Genomic DNA, 20,101 nt, shown 5'->3' with positions numbered 1-20,101 from the left:
CGGTTAAAATGTCATTTCTGAGCGCTTTAAATATTTCCGGTTCCGCACTAACTGCACAGAAATTCCGTATGGATATAATTTCGCAAAACATTGCAAACTCCACCACCACTAAAACAGCCGACGGCGGCCCTTATAAAAGAAGGCTTGTAGTACTGGAAGAGCAGAAGAACGCCTCGTTTAAAAACGTTCTTGCTGATAAGATGCAAAATTCCATTGTCGGCGGGGTTCGCGTGAGCGAGGTTGTTGAAGATACCACTCCGTTTACGGCAGTCTATAACCCCAAACACCCCGATGCAAATGAGGATGGGTATGTGATGATGCCCAATGTCAATACAACAGAAGAGATGCTTGATTTAATGTCGGCATCCACGGCCTATGATGCTAACATTACAGCTTTAAACGCTTTAAAAGCTATGGCTACTTCCGCACTTAACATAGGCAAGTAAGAATGAACAGATTATAAAGAATAGAACGGGGAAAAAGATATGTTTATTGTTCCAATTACACCCATTACCCCTATGAATGGTATTTCAGAGGTTGGCAAAATAGCCAAATCTGCGCCTGCATCTGGGGAAGAACAGTTTTCGTTTTCAAGCATATTGCAGGATGCCATAAAAAACGTAAAGGAAACCAGTGCCGCCGAAAATACGGATGCTTATAACCTTACCATCGGAAATTCCGATAATCTGCACGATCTTCAGATTAACCAGGAAAAGGCGTATCTCTCTATTGAACTGCTTCAGTCTGTAAGGAATAAGATGCTTGACAGTTATAAAGAGATTATGAATATGGGTGTATAGCTGTCGGTATGCTCTTTTGCACAGTATTTTATGAAACAGTTGGGGAAAGCGTATGGAAGAACAGCTTAAAAAGATACTTGCCTCTGCAAAAGAATTTTGGAATAAGCAGAGCAAAAAACAAAAGATAATATTCTTTTCGGTTCTCGGTGGAATAGCTGTACTGGCTGCCGCTATTACTTTGATTCTGAATATCGACGATTACGTTGTTATTTCCAGCGGTCTAGACGCTGCCCAGAGCAGTGAGGTTGTCTCCATGCTGCAGGAAATGAACGTGGATGTTCAGGTAGATAACGGAGGGGCTATCAAGGTTCCGAAAAAGCGTGAATCAGAGGTTCTGATGAAGCTTTCCATCGCCGGTTACCCGAAGGATAAGGTTAACTATAACATCTTCGCTTCTAAGGTAGGCTTTACAAGTACGCAGTTTGAACAGAACCAATACTTACGTTTTCAAACCGAGGAAAATATCCGTTCCTCAATAAAGACCATCCCGGGTGTTAAAGATGCCAGTGTAAATATAGCGCCAGCGGATAACAACGATTATGTGCTTACCGAGGAGAAGGTTGATACCAAAGCCTCTGCCAAAGTGGACATGTATCCGGGGTATGAACTGACATCTGCTCAGGTGAAGGGCATAGAGTCACTGATAGCCAACAGCGTTACCGGCCTTAAGGTTGAAAATGTTTCTGTTTTAGACAATAACGGCAAACTGCTTACCGCAAATGATGAAGAGAGCGGCGAGACCAACAAGTTAAAGCTTTCTTATGAGCGACAGGTTGAAGATAGCCTAAAGCAAAAGGCTCTGGAAATATTGAAAGGCCCGTTCGGCACCAATAACGTTTCGGTTGCCGTTACCGCTGTTCTTGATTATAACAAGATGATCTCTGAAGAGATGAGCTACGTGCCCTCCAACGATATCGGCGGCATTATAAGCCATGAAGAAACCAGCTCGGCACAGCAAACCGAGGGTAATCAGGGCGGAGTAGCCGGGGTTGAAAACAACGCCGAGGTACCAACCTATCCTAACGTGGTTGGTTCCAGCGGCAGTAACAGCGCCAGCGGTTCTCGCAGCGTTGATTATTTGGTTAGCTATATCAAAACACAAAAGGAAAAAAACGGGGCTGAGCGCAAGGCGGTTACCATTTCGGTGATGATAAACCGGGAGGTAATGACCGATGAAGAGCGCACAAGCCTGCAGAGCGCGGTTGCCATGGCTGCCGGTGTTGAACCGGCCAACGTGAACATTGTGAACATGAAGTTCCAGGATCAGAATGTCATCACCCCGCAGCTGAATACAAACATGATACTGATTGTCGGTATCGCGGTACTGGCTTTAGCAATTCTGCTTATAATCGTCATCACCCTTTTAGCTCGTAACCACAGGCGCAAGCGGGATCTGATGGATATGGTTGCTGCAGGGGGTGCCCAAATACAGGATATCAACCAATACTTTGGTAAGCAGTCTCCGGAAGATCAGTTGGGTATTCAACAGCCCAAACCGGATGTAAGTGTAGCAAAGCTGGAGGTTGCCGAAACCAAAGAGATGGCATTGAAGCGAGAGATACAATCCTTCTCTAGTGATAACCCGGATATTGCAGCGCAGCTGCTTAGAACTTGGCTAAAGGGAGATGATGATGATGGCCACTACTAAAAGCAGAATTTCTCCCAAACAAAAAGCTGCGGCCGTTATCATTGCTATGGGGGCGGAGAATGCTTCCCAGGTATATAAATACATGCGTGAGGATGAGGTCGAGGAGCTCACTTACGAGATAGCCAGACTTTACCGTCTAGAGGCTGAAGACCTTGAGCAGATTCTCAGCGATTTTTACGGCCTGTGTCTAACCCAGAAGGTCATTACCGAAGGCGGGCTGGACTACGCAAAGAATGTTCTTGAAAAGGCTTTTGGCAACCAAACGGCTGCCAATCTGTTGGATCGTGTAACTCGTTCGCTTCGCACAAAGGCGTTTGAGTTTGTACGCAAGGCAGATTCTAAAAACCTTATGGCAATTATCCAAAACGAGCATCCGCAGACGATTGCACTTATACTGTCCTATGCACGTCCTGATCAGGCGTCTACTGTTATCTCCGAGCTGCCTAAGGAAAAACGCATTGACGTGGTTGAACGTATTGCCAAAATGGATAGAACTTCACCGGAAATTATCAAAAACGTTGAACGGGTGCTTGAAAGAAAGTTTGATTCAGTTGTGTCTATTGATTATACCGAGATCGGCGGTGTTAACTACATTGCTGATATTATGAATCAGGTAGACAGAGGAACCGAGAAATATATCTTTGATGAATTAACCCGCAGAGACCCGAAGCTTGCCGACGATATTCGTAAGCGCATGTTTGTATTTGAAGATATTACCACACTCGATAATATGTCTATTCAGCGTTTTATCCGAGAGGTGGATTCCAAGGATATCGTTATTGCACTCAAGGGCGCAAACCCCGAGGTGGCCGAGGCATTCTTTGCAAATATGTCTCAGAGAATGGGCGAGACCATCCGGTCAGATATGGAATACCTGCATAATGTTAGAATTCGCGATGTGGATGAGGCGCAGCAGCGCATAGTAGCGATTATCAGAAAGCTTGAAGAGGATGGTGAACTCGTCATTTCCAAGGGTGGAAAGGATGATATCATTGCCTAAGATCGTGAAGGCGTTCAATACAAGCTTAAAGGATAATGTATTCATTAGTGCGTTTGCCACACAAGCTGCGGCTTCGCTGCACAGGCCCGATCTTGAGCCGGTTGAGGAGTTTTCTTCGGCGGGCAGAGAAGCACCTGCATCGGTAGATGAGCCGGCAGCGTTGGAAATGGCAACGATTCGCCAACAGATTCTTGACAATGCCCATGCCGAAGCACAAATGATTGTTGCCGAATCTCTTCGTAAGGCTTCAAAGCTTGAGGAGGAGATGCTTTCACAGGCTAAGATTCAGGCACAGAAATTGAAGGATGAGGCCTACCAAAGCGGTTTGGAGCAGGGAAGAACTGAGATAGCCAACCAGCTTCAATATAAGCTTGATGAGCTTGCCGCTTTGCTTGACCGCATTGATGATAAGCAGCGTGAGATTGTAGACGAAACCGAAAACGATCTGCGGCTGCTTGTTATTGATATCGTATCCAAGATAATTGGCAAAGAGCTGGCGGAAGACGATAAGGCGCTGGTAGGCATGGTAAAAAGGGCGCTGTCTAATTATAAAAATACCGACTGGGTTAAGATAACCGTTTCACAAACCGATGCGCAAACCAGTTGTATAACTAACAAAAAGATGATTGCGGAGCTTTTGGATGTCTCCGGCAGTATTGAGGTTGAGACTATTAAAGATGCTTCATCTGGCTTATGCATTGTCGAAACCCCAAGCGGTATCGCCGATGCAAGCCTTCAAACGCAGATCAGCAGCCTAAAGCAAATCTTAATGAACAAGAATGGTTAATCGGTAATCACAAGGCCAAACAAAAAGATAGTTCTCCAGTTCTACTGATTATTAAAGGGTGTGTTGTGTTTGGTTTTGGAAGGCGTCAGAAGTGCCGTACGAAGGAAGAGCTTAATAACCTTTTATGGTAAGGTAGATAAAATCGTTGGCTTAATGATAGAGTCTACCGGCCCCTTGGCAAATATCGGCGATGTTTGCCGCATTTATGCGGGTGAGAGCGGCCGGATTGTCAATGCTGAGGTTGTAGGTTTCAGAGAAAGCAGGGTTTTGCTGATGCCGTATGATGATATAGACGGCATCGGGCCCGGCAGCATTGTGGAATCAACAGGCGATAAGCTAAAGGTAAAGGTAAACGACAGCCTGATTGGCCGAATTCTCGACGGAACAGGTACCCCCATAGACGGTAAGGGTGAAGTAGAGGGCAATACCTATTATTCGGTAAACAATACCCCCTCAAACCCGTTATCCCGTCCCAGAATAGATACCCCTCTCAGCTTTGGTGTTAAGGCAATAGACGGTCTGCTTACCTGCGGTAAAGGGCAGCGGCTTGGTATCTTCTCGGGTAGCGGTGTGGGTAAGAGTACGCTTTTGGGTATGATTGCCCGTAATGTAACCGCAGATGTGAATGTTATCAGCCTTGTAGGCGAAAGAGGCAGAGAGGTTCGAGATTTTCTGGAGCGTGACCTTGGCAAAGAAGGCATGGCACGCTCGGTTTTACTGGTGGCCACCTCTGATCAGCCTGCTATGCAGCGGCTTAAATGTGCACTTACCGCTACCACCATCGCAGAGTACTTTAAGGATCAGGGCAAAAGTGTTCTGCTGATGATGGATTCGTTAACAAGATATGCAATGGCTCAGCGAGAGATTGGGCTTGCGACAGGTGAGCCCCCGGTTTCCCGCGGTTATACCCCTTCGGTATATTCGGTTATGCCAAAGCTTTTGGAGCGAACAGGTAATTTTGAAAAGGGTTCTATTACTGGCATATATACCGTTTTGGTCGAGGGCGACGATGTAAACGAGCCGATTTCCGATACCGTTCGTGGTATTATTGACGGGCATATCGTACTTTCCAGAAAAATAGCAATGCGCAACCAATATCCCGCAATTGATATCCTTGCCAGTGTCAGTCGTCTGATGAATGAAATTGTTGATAAGGATCAGCTGGAATTTGCAAACAAGATGCGCAGTATTCTTTCAGTTTACTATTCAAATTACGATTTAATAACAATCGGTGCATATAAGCAGGGTACCAACCCCGCATTGGACGCAGCCATTGCTAAAATAGATAATGTGAATGGATTTTTAGGGCAAGGCGTCAATGATGCATTTACCTATCAGCAAACCCTGGAACTGATGAAAAATGCCGTAAGCTAAGGCTTGGGAGCTTGCAGAAGCCATGAAGAAGTTTGAATTCTCTCTTGAAAAGATGCTTAGCTTTAAAGACCAGATGCTCTCCGGCGAAAAGCTAAAGCTTGCAGATCTTCGCAGCCGGTTGGCCAACCTGAACGAAGCACTGGAAAAGCTGCATCAGGAATACACCTACTGCGATGGGGAACTGAAGGAACAGGAACGTACAGGTCTTACACCGCATGATCTCGCTAGACGTAAGGCGTACCTGAATGTATTAAACGATAGGATTAAGTCACAGCAGTTACAAATCAGAACCATGGAAGCCAGGGTGAACGATCAGGTTGCCGTTGTGGTAAGGGTTTCGCAGGAGGTTACGACTCTTGAAAAGCTTAAAGACCGGCAGATGGATGAATACCGTGCGGCAGAGGGCAAGGAACAGGAACTGTTGATAGATGAATTTATTGCAAATAATTCTGTTTCGCTCAACTGATCATAATGCACAAAAAAGAAACAATCCTTTTTTACTTGCTTTTACAAAATACATATAATATCGAGTAAAAAGCGTCATTTTGGCAAAAAATCTGTTTTTTTCGTGCTTTTTATTTGGTATAATATATGCATATCATTACGAAAGGAGGTGAGAAAATGAATGTCGCTATGTTAACAGATATGGTGCTTCAGGTTTCAGGTTCCAATTATGGAAAACCGACAGCCGCTTCGCAGCCGAACGTTCAAAGCACCTTTTCCTTCAGTTCCGAACTGCAGAAACAGCTCAATAGCATGAACAAAGAGGTTAATAAGGCAACTCCTAAAGCAGCTACTTCTTCAAGCCAATCAGAGGATGTTGAAGCCGATAAAGCAGAATCGGAAGATAAGAACGAGAAAGTCGAAGCAGCTACATCAGTCCTTACCGCTCAAACTCTTCAAGCTGCCATGGTCCCTCAGGTACTGAATGTTGTTGATTCTCAAACCCAGATAGCGGTACCGGAAGTATTACTGATAAGTCAGCCGCAGGATTCAGTAGTACAAGCTGTAAATACGGTACAGGATGTTTCAGCCGTAACTGCTCAGGTTGTACAAACTGCCGCTGATATGCCTCAAGCGCAACCGGTTTCAACGCAACCACGGCAAAACATAATCTCTGAGTACCTGCCGCAGCAAGGCAATCCTGAGGTTGTTCAAAGCACTGCAACTCAATCCAGCGCGAGCTTTACACCCAGTGGTTCGTTCCAAAACCAAACCGATACTCAAACGTCAAATCAGCCTGCTTCACAGGCAACCGAGTCCGCACCAATGGCAACCGATAAGCCGGCAACCGAAAAGAGCGATAAGGATACGGTACAGCAGCTTACCCAGCAACTTTCATCATTTAACGATAAGCTCCATAACTTAGGGGTTACGTTAAAAGCTGAAGCGACTGCCGTAACTACTGTCCCAATGGCTCCGCAGACAAGCCCGTCAGAGCAGGTAGCTACCGGCATTTTGAATGCTTATTCAAACGGCAAAATGGAGTTTACCATGAAGCTGAAACCGGAATCGCTCGGCGAGTTGACGGTGAAGATGGTAATGAACGACGGTAAGCTTACCATGAACATTGTTACCGGTAACCAGCAAACCGCCAAGCTCATTGAAAGCCAGATTCCCGAGCTGCGTGCCAGCTTAAAGGACAGTAATGTTCAGATGGAAAGCTGCACGGTTGAGAACCAGTCCTTTAATAATTTGGCGTCTTCGGGCAACTACTTCATGTCCGGTTCCGACAGGGAAAACCAGCCGTATGAAACACGCAGAATTGTGTTGGCACGCCCCATACAAGAAATTTCGAGCGATGACACAACCCTTGCGGGCGGCATAATCGGCGCACGTTATGTACAGCAGGCAATGTTAAATTGTTATGTGTAATCAGGAGGTGATACAATGGCTATCGGTGCTGTTTCAGGTTATGGTTCACAGTCCAGCAGAGCTACAGGCACCAAGAAAACATATTATACCGAGGATGGCCACCCATATACCGTTACCGATAAAAACAACGGTGATATGGACATTCAGGACTTTTTTAAACTGATAGCTGCCCAGCTTTCCAATCAGGATTTCAATAACCCAACCGATAACACCGAGTTTATGGGGCAGATGGCACAGTTTACCGCCCTTCAGATTCAGCAGAAGGTGTTGTCGATGGCGAATTCCACCTTTGCATCTTCGCTGATGGGCAAAACGGTTATTGCGGCTACGCTTGATTCAAACGGGCAGCTTGTAAAAACCACCGGTGTGGTGGAGGGAATTAAGTTTACTGATGACAGTTTTGAGTTTATTGTAGACAATAAGACCTTCAAACCGGAAAACCTGATGGAGATTGTACCGGCCACCTCTTCAAACTCATCATCAGGCAGTGAATCCAAGTGATACTATTTAATCCAATCACCAGCGAATCGTAAGCAACAGGAAGGCTTTCGGTTTATCCATGGAGGGAAGATCCTATGGCAGATACTTTTATCAATAGGTTTCCCGTTACCATAACCACAGGTATTGTTACCCCTTCCTCCACGGCAGGAAAATCTGCCATACAACCGCAGCAGGGAACAGAATCCTTTGCCGAGGTGTTAAAAAGGCAGCAGCAGGAATTCGGTGTTAACTTCTCCAAGCACGCGCAGAATCGTATTTCCGACCGGAATATTGATATCAGTGCCGATAAGATGGAACGTTTAACCCAAGGTATGCGGCTGGCCGGTGAAAAGGGACTGGACGATACGCTTATTCTGATTGATAAAACGGCGTTTATTGTCAGTATAAAAAACGGTACGGTGGTTACTACAGTCAACGGAGACGACCTAAGCGGAAATGTATTCACAAATATTGACGGAACCGTAATAGTATAGCTGGACCTTTCAGGGGGCTATTTCAGTTTCTGACTGACTGAAGAAACTGACGGTTCTTAAGAAAAGGAGTATTTTAATGGTTAGAGCCATGTATTCCGGTGTTGCCGGTTTAAGGGCACACCAGACGCGCCTTGACGTTATCGGCAATAATATTGCCAACGTAAATACCTACGGCTACAAGGCATCCCGAACAACCTTCCGCGATGTATACTACCAGTCCATCAGCGGTGCTTCCGGTGGCACACAAACCCGCGGCGGTGTAAATGCTACGCAGGTTGGTTATGGTGCACAGGTTGCGTCTATTGATATCAATCAATCCCAATCCGGCTTCCAGCCAACCGACGTTTCCACCGACGTGGCAATTGCGGGGCAGGGCTACCTGCAGGTAATGGATGCGTCAGGCAATATATACTATACCAGAGCCGGTATGCTCACCATCGACAATAACGGAAATGTTATTGATTCACAGGGTAATTTTGTACTTGGTGTGAGCGGCTCGGGTGCTAAAACCGCGGCACCGGCCAGCGGTAAGATTCAGATTGTGGTACCTCCCATTACCGATAATCAGGCTTTTCATACCAAGACTGTTTCGGTTTTAGGCGTTTCTCAGACCGTAACACTGAAGGCAAAGGGACCAGGTACATTAGGTAATATGGTTGTAAACTTTATTACAGGCACTGCAGGCGGCGGCAGCAAGGCTGTTCTTGACGGTACCGAGTTAAATATTACGCTGGATCCTTCTGCCAATTATACTCAGGCCGATCTTGACAAACTGCTGACACTGGCTACCGGTACAGTCGGCGGCGCGCCAGATGCTACCAATGTGGGAGCTATTACAGATAAAAACGGCAAGGTATTAGCTACTTCTGCCATTCCTGGTGGCGGGTTTACACTAAGTGGGCTTACTTTCCCGACCGATGCTGGTGGCAACTCAATTCCGCTAGACGGTCAACAGATGAAGGATATATTGGGAGCGTTTAAAACGGAGCAAGGCCGCAGTTTTGCTTTACAGTCTGTAAAAGACCTTTCCAGCCTTGCAATCGGCAGCGACGGCATCATTACCGGTAACCATGCAGTGCACGGTCAGCTAACACTTGGCCGTATCGATTTGGCTGTTTTCAATAACCCGGAGGGCTTAACGCAGGAGGGCAACTCCTATTTTGCACAGAGCGCAAACTCCGGTGATCCTTCCTTATGTGTTGCAGGCACCTCCGGTTCCGGTCCGTTAAAGTCCGGTATGCTCGAAATGTCTAACGTAGACCTTTCCGCGCAGTTTACCGATATGATTACAACGCAGAGAGGCTTCCAGGCTTGCTCCAGAATTATTACGGTAACCGATAGTATGCTTGAAGAACTGGTTAACCTGAAACGTTAATCTATACCTGAGGCATAAGGGGCTTTTATAGCCCCTTATGCAAATCAGGTTCCTATTTTTCTGCTTTGTACATGCCTGTATAGAAATAAATAGATTGTCCGACAAAGGAGGGTGCGCCGTGATAAAGGTAACAAGGCTTGCAAAAAAAGAGGATAAAGAATTTATTCTCAACTGTGATTTGATAGAGTCTATTGAAGAAGCACCGGATACGACCATCAAGCTGTTAAACGGAAAAATACTTATTGTCAGTGAGTCCGCCAACGAGATTCTAGAGCGGATTATTGCCTATAAGAGAAAGATATATGGTAAGCTCGGTTAAAGATATTGCTTTTATATAGTAATTATGAAGAAGGGTGTAAACTCTTATGGATTTAATGTCACTCATTGGTTTTATACTTGCATTTGTTCTTGTAATATTTGGGATGGTTTTCAATATGCCCAAAAACGGTGATCCGGTTGTATTTGCGGAAATGTTTAAATTTGGAAGCGTTTTTACGTTTGTCGATTATCCCAGTATGGCTATTACCATTGGTGGTACCATTGCAACTTTGATGATCTCGTTCCCGGTGAAAGCTTTTAAAAAGATTCTACCGCATTTGAAGATAATCTTTTTCCCCAGAAAGTATAATCCCAATGAGCAGATTACCCGTATTGTGGAGCTTGCAAAGGCAGCAAGAAGTAAAGGCTTGCTGGCGTTAGAGGATGAGCTTAACGAAAAAGATGACGATTATCTGCGCAACGGCATTATGATGATTGTTGACGCAATTGATCCCGAGAAGGTTAAATCCTTGCTAGAAGAGGAACTGGACTTTCTTGACGAGCGGCATGGGCAGGACAGAGCGTTTTATGAAAAGGGCGCAACATTTGCTCCGGCATTTGGTATGATAGGAACTCTAATCGGTCTTATACTAATGCTTAAGAAGATGGATGATGCAACGCAGCTTGGTAATGGAATGTCTGTTGCCTTAATTACTACTTTTTACGGTTCGATGCTATGTAATATTCTTTTCATTCCTATCTCCGCAAAGCTGAAGGTACGCCATGAGGAAGAATACCTGTGCAAACTAATTATCTGTGAGGGAGTTCAGGCTATACAGGCAGGCGAGAACCCTCGCTTTATTGCTGAAAAATTATATAGGCTGTTACCAAGCTCTATCGCAAAGAAGAATGCATCTTCTAAAGGCGAAGATGAGACGGGCGCAGAAAAAGATAAGAAGGCTAGTAAAGGACCTAAAAAGTGATAATAAACTTAAAACAGTATTGATGTTGCGGTTTTATGATAGGTCTTTAGGGGTGAGTGTGTGGCTAGAAAAAAACACGAGGATGAAGGTATAAGCAATGAATGGCTAAATACATATGCAGATATGGTTACTTTGCTTTTGACATTTTTCGTTATGCTTTATTCCATGTCGACTGTTGATGCCGATAAGTTTACTTTTCTGGCCTCGGCGTTGTCTAACATCGGTATTAATACCGAGCAGCTTGTAGTAACGCCTGATCTGAAGAAAGATGCCACCGGTAAGGTTGGCAACACCGGTTCAGGTATCGGCGATAGTGATATAGCTAATGCTTCTCAAGAACCAATAAACCTTGAGACGCTGTATGATATGTTAAAGAACTATGTTGATACACAAACAGAGGGAGAAATAAAAGAGAGTATAGATGTTCAAAAGGGCAAGCATTATGTCTTTATCCGTTTCACCGATAATGTATTTTTTAATGCGGATAGTGCCGTGCTTCGTAACGAAGGCAAAGTGGTTTTGGATAATATCGGCGAAGGGATTAAAAACGCAGAGGCGTCGATCGGAACCATTCGTATCGAAGGCCATACGGCAGCCATACCGGAGAATGAAAACTATCACGTAGATGACCGTCAATTATCCTCTGACAGAGCAAATGAGGTACTGAAATATTTAGAGAAGAACTGCAAAATTCAGTCTGAGCTGCTTAGCTCGCTTGGGTATGGCAAATATCGGCCTATTGCCGATAATAATACCCCTGAAGGTCGTAAGCAGAACAGAAGGGTTGAAATCCTTGTTGTAGACAAGAATATTGATGTTGATGACAAGGACAGCCTCAAAGAACTTGTAGCAAAATTCTTTGGCGAAGATAAGTTTAAGCTTGAAGACAATTATATTCCCTGATGCTTTACCGGCAATAGCCTATGGAAAAGGAGTAACCCCCTCATGCCTGACATATTATCCCAAGCGCAGATTGATGAGCTGCTGAAAGGTTTGAATACCGGAACGCTGGACTTGGATGAGATTGATGAGAAGGCTTCCGAAAAAAAGGTGAAGGAATATGATTTCCGAAGCCCGAAGAAGTTCACCAAAGAACAGCTCAAAAAGCTAGACAGCATTTATAGTAATTACACCCGAAGTCTCTCCTCTTACTTTACAGGTATTTTAAGAATGTTCTGCCAGCTTGATGTTTCGCAAATTGAGGAACAGCGCTACCACGAATACAGCAATGCCTTGCCGGATTCGGTTTTAATGGGGGTGGTTGACCTTAATATTAAGGATTCCTCCGTCGCCGACGGTACCATTATCTTTGAGTTGTCAAGGCCTATGGTTTTCTCCATAATCGACAGGCTTCTCGGCGGCAGCGGCGATATAGTGAACATAGAAAGAGATTTTACCGAAATTGAGCTGTCTCTTGTTGAAAATGTACTTAAAAATATGGTAAAATTATTTAAGGATGCATGGAAGAGCTATACCGACATGGATCCCCAGCTGGTAGGTATCGAAACGAATTCTCGCCTCATGCAGACCATCTCGCTTGATGATATCGTTTTGATTACCGTAATAGATGTTACAATGAGGGGGCAGGTTGGTAACCTAAGCGTATGTATACCGGCAATCAATCTTGAAGAAATCATCAAAAAGATGAATGCGCGTTCTCAAAAGAGTGATAAAAAGCTGGATGAGTTTAAAGAAAATGAGCGCCGGGATATTATCTTCAGTTCGGTAAAGGATTCTGATTTAGAGCTTACAGCAGTCTTGGGTGAGGTAGAACTTACACTTAGCGATGTACTGAACCTTCAGGTTGATGATATTGTACAGCTTGATAAATCCATTAATGACGTAATTGATATCAGAGTAGGCACAAAGACGTGGTTAAGGGGCAAGATGGGGAACTACAAAAAGAAGAAGGCTGTACAAATTACCGAAATACTTTAGAAATGAGGTTTTACTATGAGTTCTGAACTTGACAAAAGCTCACCCGGCGAAGTCTCACAACACGACATTTTATCAGGTTTTGAGATAGATGTGATTGGCGAAATCATGAATATCAGCATGGGTTCGGCCGCTACCGCTGTTTCAACGCTGCTTGATAAAAAGGTGATTATCACCACCCCCGATGTTCATGTGGCCCAGGTGAAAGAACTTGACTATGATTCATTTGAGCCTGCGATATGTGTTGAGATTACATATATTACCGGAATCTCCGGTTCCAATGTAATGGTGCTCAAGCAATCGGATATGAAACTGATTTTAGACCAGCTTATGGGTATGCCGCCTACGCCAGACCCTGATTATGTGTTTGACGAAATCAGCATCAGTGCTGCGTGTGAGGTTATGAACCAGATGATGGGTTCGGCGGCCACCGCACTGTCAAACTTCTTAGGTCGGCCAATCAATATTTCCACCCCGGTAGCCTATGTGCTCAGTAATGAAGAGATTAAGAAAAACCTGCTGGTTAACCTTGAGGATTATGTCGTTGTAATCTATTTTGACCTGACGATTGAAGGTATCACACAGAGTAAGTTCATGAGCATCTTGCAGATGGACCTCGCAAAAGAGATTGTTTCACAGTCTCAGATGTTTAATATGACTGCTTCTGAATCTCCCGCACCGGCAAAACCTGAAGAACTGCCACAGATATCCCCTGCCGATGAAAAGCTGCTGAATAAGGTATATGATGCCCCGCAGTTTGATACACCTGTTCCGACTGCAGCCCCAGCTCCAGCTCCATCGCCAATGCCGCAGTATGCTGCTCAACCGTATCCTCCTCAAATGCCGCAACCGCAGCAGCCTTATCCGCAGCAGATGTACCCGCCTCAGTATTATCAGCAGCCTCCGATGCAGTATGATACCTCCAGACAGCAGCCTGTTGATATTCATAATGTTAATTATCAAAACTTCACCAATCTTGGCCAGCCAAGCCCCGATGGTCAGCATACGAATCTTGATTTGATCATGCAGGTGCCTTTACAGGTATCGGTTGAGATTGGTAAAACAAGGCGTAAGATTAAAGACATTTTGGAATTCAGTCAGGGTATGGTCATAGAGCTTGAAAAGCAGGCTGGTGCACCGGTAGATATTATTGTCAACGGTCAGCTGGTCGCTAAAGGCGATGTGGTTGTAGTAGAAGATAATTTTGGCGTTCGTATTACTGAAATACTAAAAAATACCGACTTCCTGAACGGTATATCTTAAGAATAGGCGGTGCAGTAAAATGGGAAAGAAAATATTAGTAGTTGATGACGCAGCTTTTATGCGACTGATGATTAAGGACGTATTATCTAAAAACGGTTATGCCGAGATTGAGGAAGCTGGTGATGGTGAGCTTGCTGTTGCGGCTTATCAGGCAGGGCATCATGACCTTGTTATACTGGATATCACCATGCCAAACATGGATGGCTTGGAGGCACTTAAGCGCATTAAGGGGATTGATGCCAGCTCCCGTGTTGTAATGTGTTCAGCAATGGGGCAGGAGTCGATGGTTGTTGATGCTATTAAGCTGGGTGCATTGGATTTCATCGTAAAGCCGTTTAAGCCCGACAGAATTATTCAAACCGTTAAGAATATTCTTGGCTGAGAAGTCTGTAGGGAGGCCATGCTTTGGACGAATTTTTTTCAGTTGCCGGCGCAGTTTTATTGATAATCGGCATCGTGGTTCTGGCTTTCTATTCAACCAAGTGGCTTGGTAAACGGGTAGGTACCCCATTAAGCGGCAAGTATCTTGCTGTTGTAGACAGAATTACGTTAGGGCAGGATAAGTCGATTGCAATAATTAAGGTGAATGATAAATATCTTTTGGTGGGAATTGCTTCAAGCGGAATCACTAACCTCGGCGAGTTGAGCAGTGAAGATATTGTACAGCTGCCCACAGCCCCCGGAACAATCAGCTTTAGCGATGCACTAAAAGAAAACCTTAAGAAATACGGGCTGCATGGATGGAAAAAAAGCGATAAGGAGCATGATACTCTTGACTAAAGCTGCTGCCAAGCAAAAAATCAACAAGAACCTGCGGCGTCTGCTGATATCGCTAGCCGCAGTGGTTCTTTTATCCGTTGTTTTATTCTCGATTACCGTTTATGCCGATCCGGGCGTTTCAATCAATGTGAACGGGGTAGAAAACCCGAATGATCGTGTTGAGGCATTAGATGTCCTCTTTTTATTAACGGTTTTGGCGCTGCTGCCCAGCATACTGATTATGATGACCAGCTTTACGCGCATCATTATCGTATTAAGTCTGCTACGCAATGCCATCGGTTTACAGCAAACCCCCCCGAATCAGGTTCTTATAGGAATTGCGTTGTTTTTAACCTTGTTTATCATGTCGCCGACAATCAGCGATATAGAAAAAACGGCCTACAAGCCCTATGTGGCGGGCACCGTCACACAGGAACAGGCTATCGACCTTGCTTCTAAGCCGCTTAGGGAGTTTATGCTCAAGCAAACCTATAAATCCGATTTAAACCTGTTCAGAACCGTTGCTAAGGAGCAGCGGCCAGAGACGTATGACGAGCTTTCCATGACAATTGTAATACCGGCTTTTATCACCAGTGAACTTAAGCGCGGCTTCATTATGGGCTTCTTGTTATACATCCCGTTTATTATAATTGACATGGTTGTATCCAGCGCATTGATGTCAATGGGTATGATTATGCTGCCGCCTTCCTCCATTGCAATGCCGTTTAAATTGCTGTTATTTGTTCTTGTTGACGGTTGGGGCTTGACGGTAAAAACGCTGATAACAAGCTTTAATTAGTTTACATAAAACTGATTCAAGAGAAAGGGTACATTTATGGATCAGGGAGAAGCAATTAGTATTTTGAAGGATGCCGTATTTACTGCACTCAAACTGTCTGCCCCCATACTTATTGTCAGTATAGCGGTTGGCTTTATTATATCGGTTTTACAGGCAGCCACGCAGATTCATGAGCAAACCCTTACCTTTGTGCCCAAACTGGTTGCCATTGCTTTGGTGCTGTTACTGTTGGCTTCCTGGATGATGACAACAATGTCTGATTTTACGCAGCAAATCTTTTCCATGATGGCAGCCTCCTGACCCTCTATTAGGGGTATTGATGATGATAGATGTTTCCTTCAGCAATTTCTATGTTTATATGCTTGTGCTTGCGAGAATGTCGGGTATGATAATGTTTAACCCCATTCTTTCACGCAGGAACATTCCTGCGGCGCTGAAAGGCGGGATTGCACTGGTGCTTACCTTTGTAACGGCTGGCACCATGCTTGGTACGAATATACAGATTAACTCTGCTATAGAGTTTGTCTATACCGCATTAAAAGAGCTTGCTGTCGGCTGGGTTTATGGTTTTATCCTGCAGATGTTCATCTCTGTTGTGCTTATGGCGGGCGAGGTGATGGACATGCAGATGGGCCTTGGCATGGCAAAGGTTTACGACCCTTCCAGCAATGTTCAGATGCCGCTGAGCGGTTCTCTCCTGAACATCCTGTTCTTTTTACTCTTCTTTTTAAGCGACTGTCACCTTACCATTATTAAGATGACAATTCTGTCTTTTCAGATTATTCCGGTTGGTGCCGGCACCTTCAACTTTGAGATTGGCTCTTACATCGCAACCCTATTCTCCGGAATCCTTACGCTCGCGCTAAAGCTGGCACTTCCTGTTATCGCCATCGAGATTATTACCGATGCCAGCATGGGTATTTTAATGAAAGCGATACCGCAGATTAATGTATTTGTTTTGAATATTCAAACAAAGGTTTTAGTGGGAATGCTGGTGCTTTTCATTCTAACGGTCCCCATGGCCTCCTTTATAGACGCTATTATCTCAAACTCATTCACAACGATGGAGCAGGCATTAAAGCTGCTTGCCGCACACTGATTATAAAGCTGTTGTAATAAGGGGGGATTAGCACATGGCGGGAGGTTCAAAAACCGAAAAAGCCACCCCCAAACGAAAAAGTGATGAACGAAAAAAAGGTAACGTTTTTCAGAGCCAGGACATTATAGTCGCCTTTTCAATACTCATCATGTTCTTCGCTTTGAAACTGCTTAGTCAATACCTTTACATATATATCGGCAATACCATTCGGAGTTATATCGGAAAGCTGGACGATTTTACCGCGCTTACTACTGCGGATGCATCGGCTATTTTTCGCGATGCAGCCCTTACCATTCTTTTTCTGGTTGGCCCGTTGCTGTTGATTTCGATTTTGGTAGCAGTGATATTCACCGGCGTGCAAACAAGGTTTCTGTTTGTCGGTGAACCGCTGAAGTTCAAATTCAGCCGATTAAGCCCTCTGCAGGGTTTTAAGCGACTTTTTTCGATAAGATCTGTTGTAGAGCTGTTGAAATCGCTTGTAAAGATACTGCTGGTAGGTGTCATCCTTTACACCGAAATCAGCAAAAGGGTTACTGAGCTTGGGTCATTGCTTCAGATGGATCTTTTGCAGGGAGTTATCTACATCGGTAATTCTGTTGTTTCTTTGGTGTTTACCATCGCAATTCTCTTTCTTGGCATTTCAGTTCTTGATTACGTTTACCAGTGGTGGGAGTATGAAAAGAACCTTCGCATGTCGAAGCAGGAGGTTAAGGAAGAGTTCAAACAGCTCGAAGGAGACCCAAAGATTAAGGCACAGATTAAAGAAAAACAGCGCCAGATGGCACAAAAACGCATGATGCAGCAGGTTCCTACCGCCGATGTGGTTATTCGTAACCCTACGCATTATGCCGTGGCAATCCGATACAAGCCCTCAGAAAACAAGGCCCCCGTTGTGGTTGCCAAGGGTGTAGACATGGTTGCCTTTCGAATCGTAAGTGTTGCGGAGGAAAACAACGTAACCGTAACCGAGAATGTCGCACTTGCCCGCGGCCTTTATGCGGCAGTGGAGATTGACTGTGAGATTCCGGCAGATTTTTATCAGGCCGTTGCTGAGGTACTGGCCTTTGTATATACCTTAAAGAAGAAGGATTTGAACATTAAATGAAGGTTCTAAACAACGTCGTATCTATATTTGTTGTTACCATTGTTCTGGCCTTTATTATCCCATTGCCGCCGTGGATGCTGGATTTCCTGTTCATTTTGAATATTACCCTCTCTATCATTATTCTGCTGATGTCAATGTACATCAAATCGGCACTTGAGTTCTCGGTTTTCCCCTCTATGCTGCTGGTAACAACCCTTTTCCGATTGGCACTTAATATCTCGTCTACAAGACTCATCCTCTCCCAAAAGGGTCAGGCAGGTAATGTCATTGCTGCAATAGGTGACTTCGTTTTGGGCGGAAATCCTGTGATCGGCTTTATTATCTTCATTATCATCGTTATTGTTCAGCTGGTTGTAATCACAAAGGGCGCGGAACGCGTATCAGAGGTTGCGGCCAGGTTTACACTCGATGCTATGCCCGGCAAGCAAATGGCGATAGATGCCGACTTAAACTCCGGCTTGATTGACGAGCAGCAGGCTAGAAAGCGCCGCTCCGATGTTCAGCGTGAGGCTGATTTCTTTGGTTCAATGGACGGTGCCTCGAAGTTTGTAAAGGGCGACGCAATTATTTCAATCGTCATCGCGGCGGTAAACCTGCTTGGCGGCGCCGCTATTGGTATGATCAGTAACGGCATGTCTATTGACCAGGTTCTGAAAGTTTATTCTATCGCAACCGTCGGCGATGGTCTGGTATCACAGATTCCGGCGTTCTTAATATCAACAGCTACCGCAATGCTGGTAACCAGAACAGCCTCTGAGAATAACTTCAACATTGAACTGCTCAAGCAATTTTCTATGCAGCCCACAGCCATGATTATCGCGGGCGTAGTAGCTGCGGTACTGGGGTTTATTCCTGGCTTTCCAACCATTCAAATTATCATTATCGCTATCGCGCTTATTGTGCTTGGCATAGCGCTCCGGAATTCTATGCAGAAGACAGCGCTTGCAAGCGAGGTTCCAGCTGCGGTGCCCGAAACAGAGCTTACCGAAACCAGCTTTTATAAGAATATTGACAATGTGTATACCCTGCTTACCGTAGAACAGATAGAAATGACCTTCGGCTACAGCTTGCTGCCGCTGGTAGATGAATCAAGCGGAGGCAGTTTTATAGATCGCGTGGTGATGTTCCGCAAGCAGTTCGCGCTGGATATGGGTATGGTAATCCCATCCGTGCGCATGCGTGATAACGGCCAGCTTAACCCGAATCAGTATTCAATCAAGCTTAAAGGGGAAGAGGTTGCCCGCGGTGAGGTGCTTGTGGATCATTTCCTTGCCCTCAGCCCCGGTGAGGTTGCTGAAAAGGTAGATGGCATAGATACAATTGAGCCTGCCTTTGGCATACCTGCCAAATGGATTACCGAATCAAAGCGAGAATTTGCCGAGATGGCAGGCTATACGGTTATTGACCCGACATCGGTTATCATTACGCATCTTTCCGAGGTCATCAAGGAGCATGCGCACGAGATGTTAACCAGGCAAGAGGTTAACACCCTTATCAACAACCTGAAGAAGGCCAATCAGAACCTGATAGAAGAGGTTATTCCCAATATTGTTTCTGTGGGTGAACTGCAGAAGGTACTGGCAAACCTTCTGAAAGAGGGTATTCCGATAAGGGATATGGAAACCATTATCGAAACGCTTGGCGATTACGGCACCTCAATTAAGGATGCAGACATGCTTACAGAATATGTCCGTCAGGCTCTGCGCAGAACCATTACCCGGAAGTTCTCCGACGCAAACCAGCTTCGCGTAATTACATTGGATACCGCAACTGAAAATCTTATTATGAACTCGGTAAAAAAATCCGATCACGGCTCCTATCTTGCACTTGACCCGGATACTGTACAAAAGATAGCAACCTCATTGGTACAGCAGGTAAATAAAGTCCGTGAGCTTCTGCCCACACCGATTATTTTAACCTCACCCATTGTCAGAATCTACTTCAGAAAACTGGCGGATCAATTTGTACATGGTATCGTGGTGTTATCATTCAGCGAGATCGATAATTCCGTTCAAATTCAGGCAATCGGAAATATATCCGTATAATACGTTTGTTGAAGATAGAAAA

At 44.9% G+C, this 20,101-nt stretch carries 23 protein-coding genes; all 23 read left to right on the top strand.

Annotation, left to right across the window (positions count from 1 at the left end):
- Positions 1-8: 8 nt before the first annotated feature.
- Complete coding sequence (gene flgC, locus BLR50_RS06285; protein ID WP_092639688.1) at positions 9-446, top strand: flagellar basal body rod protein FlgC; 438 nt, start codon at positions 9-11, stop codon at positions 444-446.
- Between the two features lie 39 nt (positions 447-485).
- A complete protein-coding gene (fliE, locus tag BLR50_RS06280; protein WP_092639686.1) occupies positions 486-800 on the top strand; it encodes a flagellar hook-basal body complex protein FliE in 315 nt (104 codons plus the stop codon).
- 52 nt (positions 801-852) lie between these two features.
- Complete coding sequence (gene fliF / locus BLR50_RS06275; RefSeq protein WP_092639684.1) at positions 853-2,448, top strand: flagellar basal-body MS-ring/collar protein FliF; 1,596 nt, start codon at positions 853-855, stop codon at positions 2,446-2,448.
- Entirely contained in the window at positions 2,426-3,448 is a 1,023-nt protein-coding gene (fliG, locus tag BLR50_RS06270) for a flagellar motor switch protein FliG (protein WP_423230284.1), read from the top strand. Before fliF ends, fliG begins: the two co-directional genes overlap by 23 nt.
- The gene (locus BLR50_RS06265) at positions 3,441-4,235 is read left to right on the top strand and encodes a FliH/SctL family protein (protein WP_162840342.1); all 795 of its coding nucleotides are present in this window, start codon (positions 3,441-3,443) and stop codon (positions 4,233-4,235) included. Before fliG ends, BLR50_RS06265 begins: the two co-directional genes overlap by 8 nt.
- Before the next feature lie 69 nt (positions 4,236-4,304).
- Complete coding sequence (fliI, locus tag BLR50_RS06260; protein WP_242871702.1) at positions 4,305-5,609, top strand: flagellar protein export ATPase FliI; 1,305 nt, start codon at positions 4,305-4,307, stop codon at positions 5,607-5,609.
- Between the two features lie 22 nt (positions 5,610-5,631).
- The gene (gene fliJ / locus BLR50_RS06255; RefSeq protein WP_092639678.1) at positions 5,632-6,075 is read left to right on the top strand and encodes a flagellar export protein FliJ; all 444 of its coding nucleotides are present in this window, start codon (positions 5,632-5,634) and stop codon (positions 6,073-6,075) included.
- Between the two features lie 155 nt (positions 6,076-6,230).
- Complete coding sequence (locus BLR50_RS06250; protein ID WP_162840341.1) at positions 6,231-7,484, top strand: flagellar hook-length control protein FliK; 1,254 nt, start codon at positions 6,231-6,233, stop codon at positions 7,482-7,484.
- 15 nt (positions 7,485-7,499) lie between these two features.
- A complete protein-coding gene (locus BLR50_RS06245; RefSeq protein WP_092639674.1) occupies positions 7,500-7,985 on the top strand; it encodes a flagellar hook capping FlgD N-terminal domain-containing protein in 486 nt (161 codons plus the stop codon).
- Between the two features lie 74 nt (positions 7,986-8,059).
- The gene (locus tag BLR50_RS06240; protein ID WP_092639672.1) at positions 8,060-8,458 is read left to right on the top strand and encodes a TIGR02530 family flagellar biosynthesis protein; all 399 of its coding nucleotides are present in this window, start codon (positions 8,060-8,062) and stop codon (positions 8,456-8,458) included.
- A gap of 76 nt (positions 8,459-8,534) precedes the next feature.
- Positions 8,535-9,833 (top strand): flagellar hook protein FlgE, encoded by a 1,299-nt coding sequence (locus tag BLR50_RS06235; protein WP_092639670.1) that lies wholly within the window; start codon positions 8,535-8,537, stop codon positions 9,831-9,833.
- A gap of 118 nt (positions 9,834-9,951) precedes the next feature.
- Positions 9,952-10,152 carry a flagellar FlbD family protein gene (locus BLR50_RS06230; RefSeq protein WP_092639668.1) on the top strand — a complete coding sequence of 67 codons (201 nt, stop codon included), beginning with the start codon at positions 9,952-9,954 and terminating at the stop codon, positions 10,150-10,152.
- Between the two features lie 46 nt (positions 10,153-10,198).
- Entirely contained in the window at positions 10,199-11,074 is an 876-nt protein-coding gene (locus tag BLR50_RS06225; RefSeq protein WP_092639665.1) for a motility protein A, read from the top strand.
- 60 nt (positions 11,075-11,134) lie between these two features.
- Positions 11,135-11,977 carry an OmpA/MotB family protein gene (locus BLR50_RS06220; protein ID WP_092639663.1) on the top strand — a complete coding sequence of 281 codons (843 nt, stop codon included), beginning with the start codon at positions 11,135-11,137 and terminating at the stop codon, positions 11,975-11,977.
- A gap of 42 nt (positions 11,978-12,019) precedes the next feature.
- Positions 12,020-13,012 carry a flagellar motor switch protein FliM gene (gene fliM / locus BLR50_RS06215; RefSeq protein ID WP_092639661.1) on the top strand — a complete coding sequence of 331 codons (993 nt, stop codon included), beginning with the start codon at positions 12,020-12,022 and terminating at the stop codon, positions 13,010-13,012.
- Positions 13,013-13,027: 15 nt separating this feature from the next.
- Positions 13,028-14,272, top strand: a complete 1,245-nt coding sequence (gene fliY / locus BLR50_RS06210) for a flagellar motor switch phosphatase FliY (RefSeq protein WP_092639659.1) — start codon at positions 13,028-13,030, stop codon at positions 14,270-14,272.
- Between the two features lie 19 nt (positions 14,273-14,291).
- Complete coding sequence (locus BLR50_RS06205) at positions 14,292-14,654, top strand: response regulator (RefSeq protein WP_092639657.1); 363 nt, start codon at positions 14,292-14,294, stop codon at positions 14,652-14,654.
- A 23-nt stretch (positions 14,655-14,677) separates the two neighbouring features.
- Positions 14,678-15,052, top strand: coding sequence for a FliO/MopB family protein (locus tag BLR50_RS06200; RefSeq protein WP_092639655.1), 375 nt, complete (start codon positions 14,678-14,680; stop codon positions 15,050-15,052).
- Positions 15,036-15,830 carry a flagellar type III secretion system pore protein FliP gene (fliP, locus tag BLR50_RS06195; RefSeq protein WP_092639653.1) on the top strand — a complete coding sequence of 265 codons (795 nt, stop codon included), beginning with the start codon at positions 15,036-15,038 and terminating at the stop codon, positions 15,828-15,830. Before BLR50_RS06200 ends, fliP begins: the two co-directional genes overlap by 17 nt.
- A 36-nt stretch (positions 15,831-15,866) precedes the next feature.
- Positions 15,867-16,130, top strand: a complete 264-nt coding sequence (gene fliQ / locus BLR50_RS06190) for a flagellar biosynthesis protein FliQ (protein ID WP_092639651.1) — start codon at positions 15,867-15,869, stop codon at positions 16,128-16,130.
- A gap of 19 nt (positions 16,131-16,149) precedes the next feature.
- Positions 16,150-16,929 carry a flagellar biosynthetic protein FliR gene (fliR, locus tag BLR50_RS06185; RefSeq protein ID WP_092639649.1) on the top strand — a complete coding sequence of 260 codons (780 nt, stop codon included), beginning with the start codon at positions 16,150-16,152 and terminating at the stop codon, positions 16,927-16,929.
- A gap of 34 nt (positions 16,930-16,963) precedes the next feature.
- Positions 16,964-18,034 carry a flagellar biosynthesis protein FlhB gene (gene flhB, locus BLR50_RS06180; RefSeq protein ID WP_092639647.1) on the top strand — a complete coding sequence of 357 codons (1,071 nt, stop codon included), beginning with the start codon at positions 16,964-16,966 and terminating at the stop codon, positions 18,032-18,034.
- Complete coding sequence (gene flhA, locus BLR50_RS06175; RefSeq protein WP_092639645.1) at positions 18,031-20,079, top strand: flagellar biosynthesis protein FlhA; 2,049 nt, start codon at positions 18,031-18,033, stop codon at positions 20,077-20,079. The genes flhB and flhA overlap by 4 nt, the downstream gene beginning before the upstream one ends.
- The last annotated feature ends 22 nt before the right edge of the window (positions 20,080-20,101 follow it).

The sequence above is a fragment of the Acetanaerobacterium elongatum genome (assembly GCF_900103835.1).
GTDB classification, from domain to species: Bacteria; Bacillota; Clostridia; order Oscillospirales; family Ruminococcaceae; genus Acetanaerobacterium; species Acetanaerobacterium elongatum.
The sequence above is the reverse complement of the archived record's forward strand: the minus strand, read 5'-3'. Positions and strand labels throughout refer to the sequence as shown.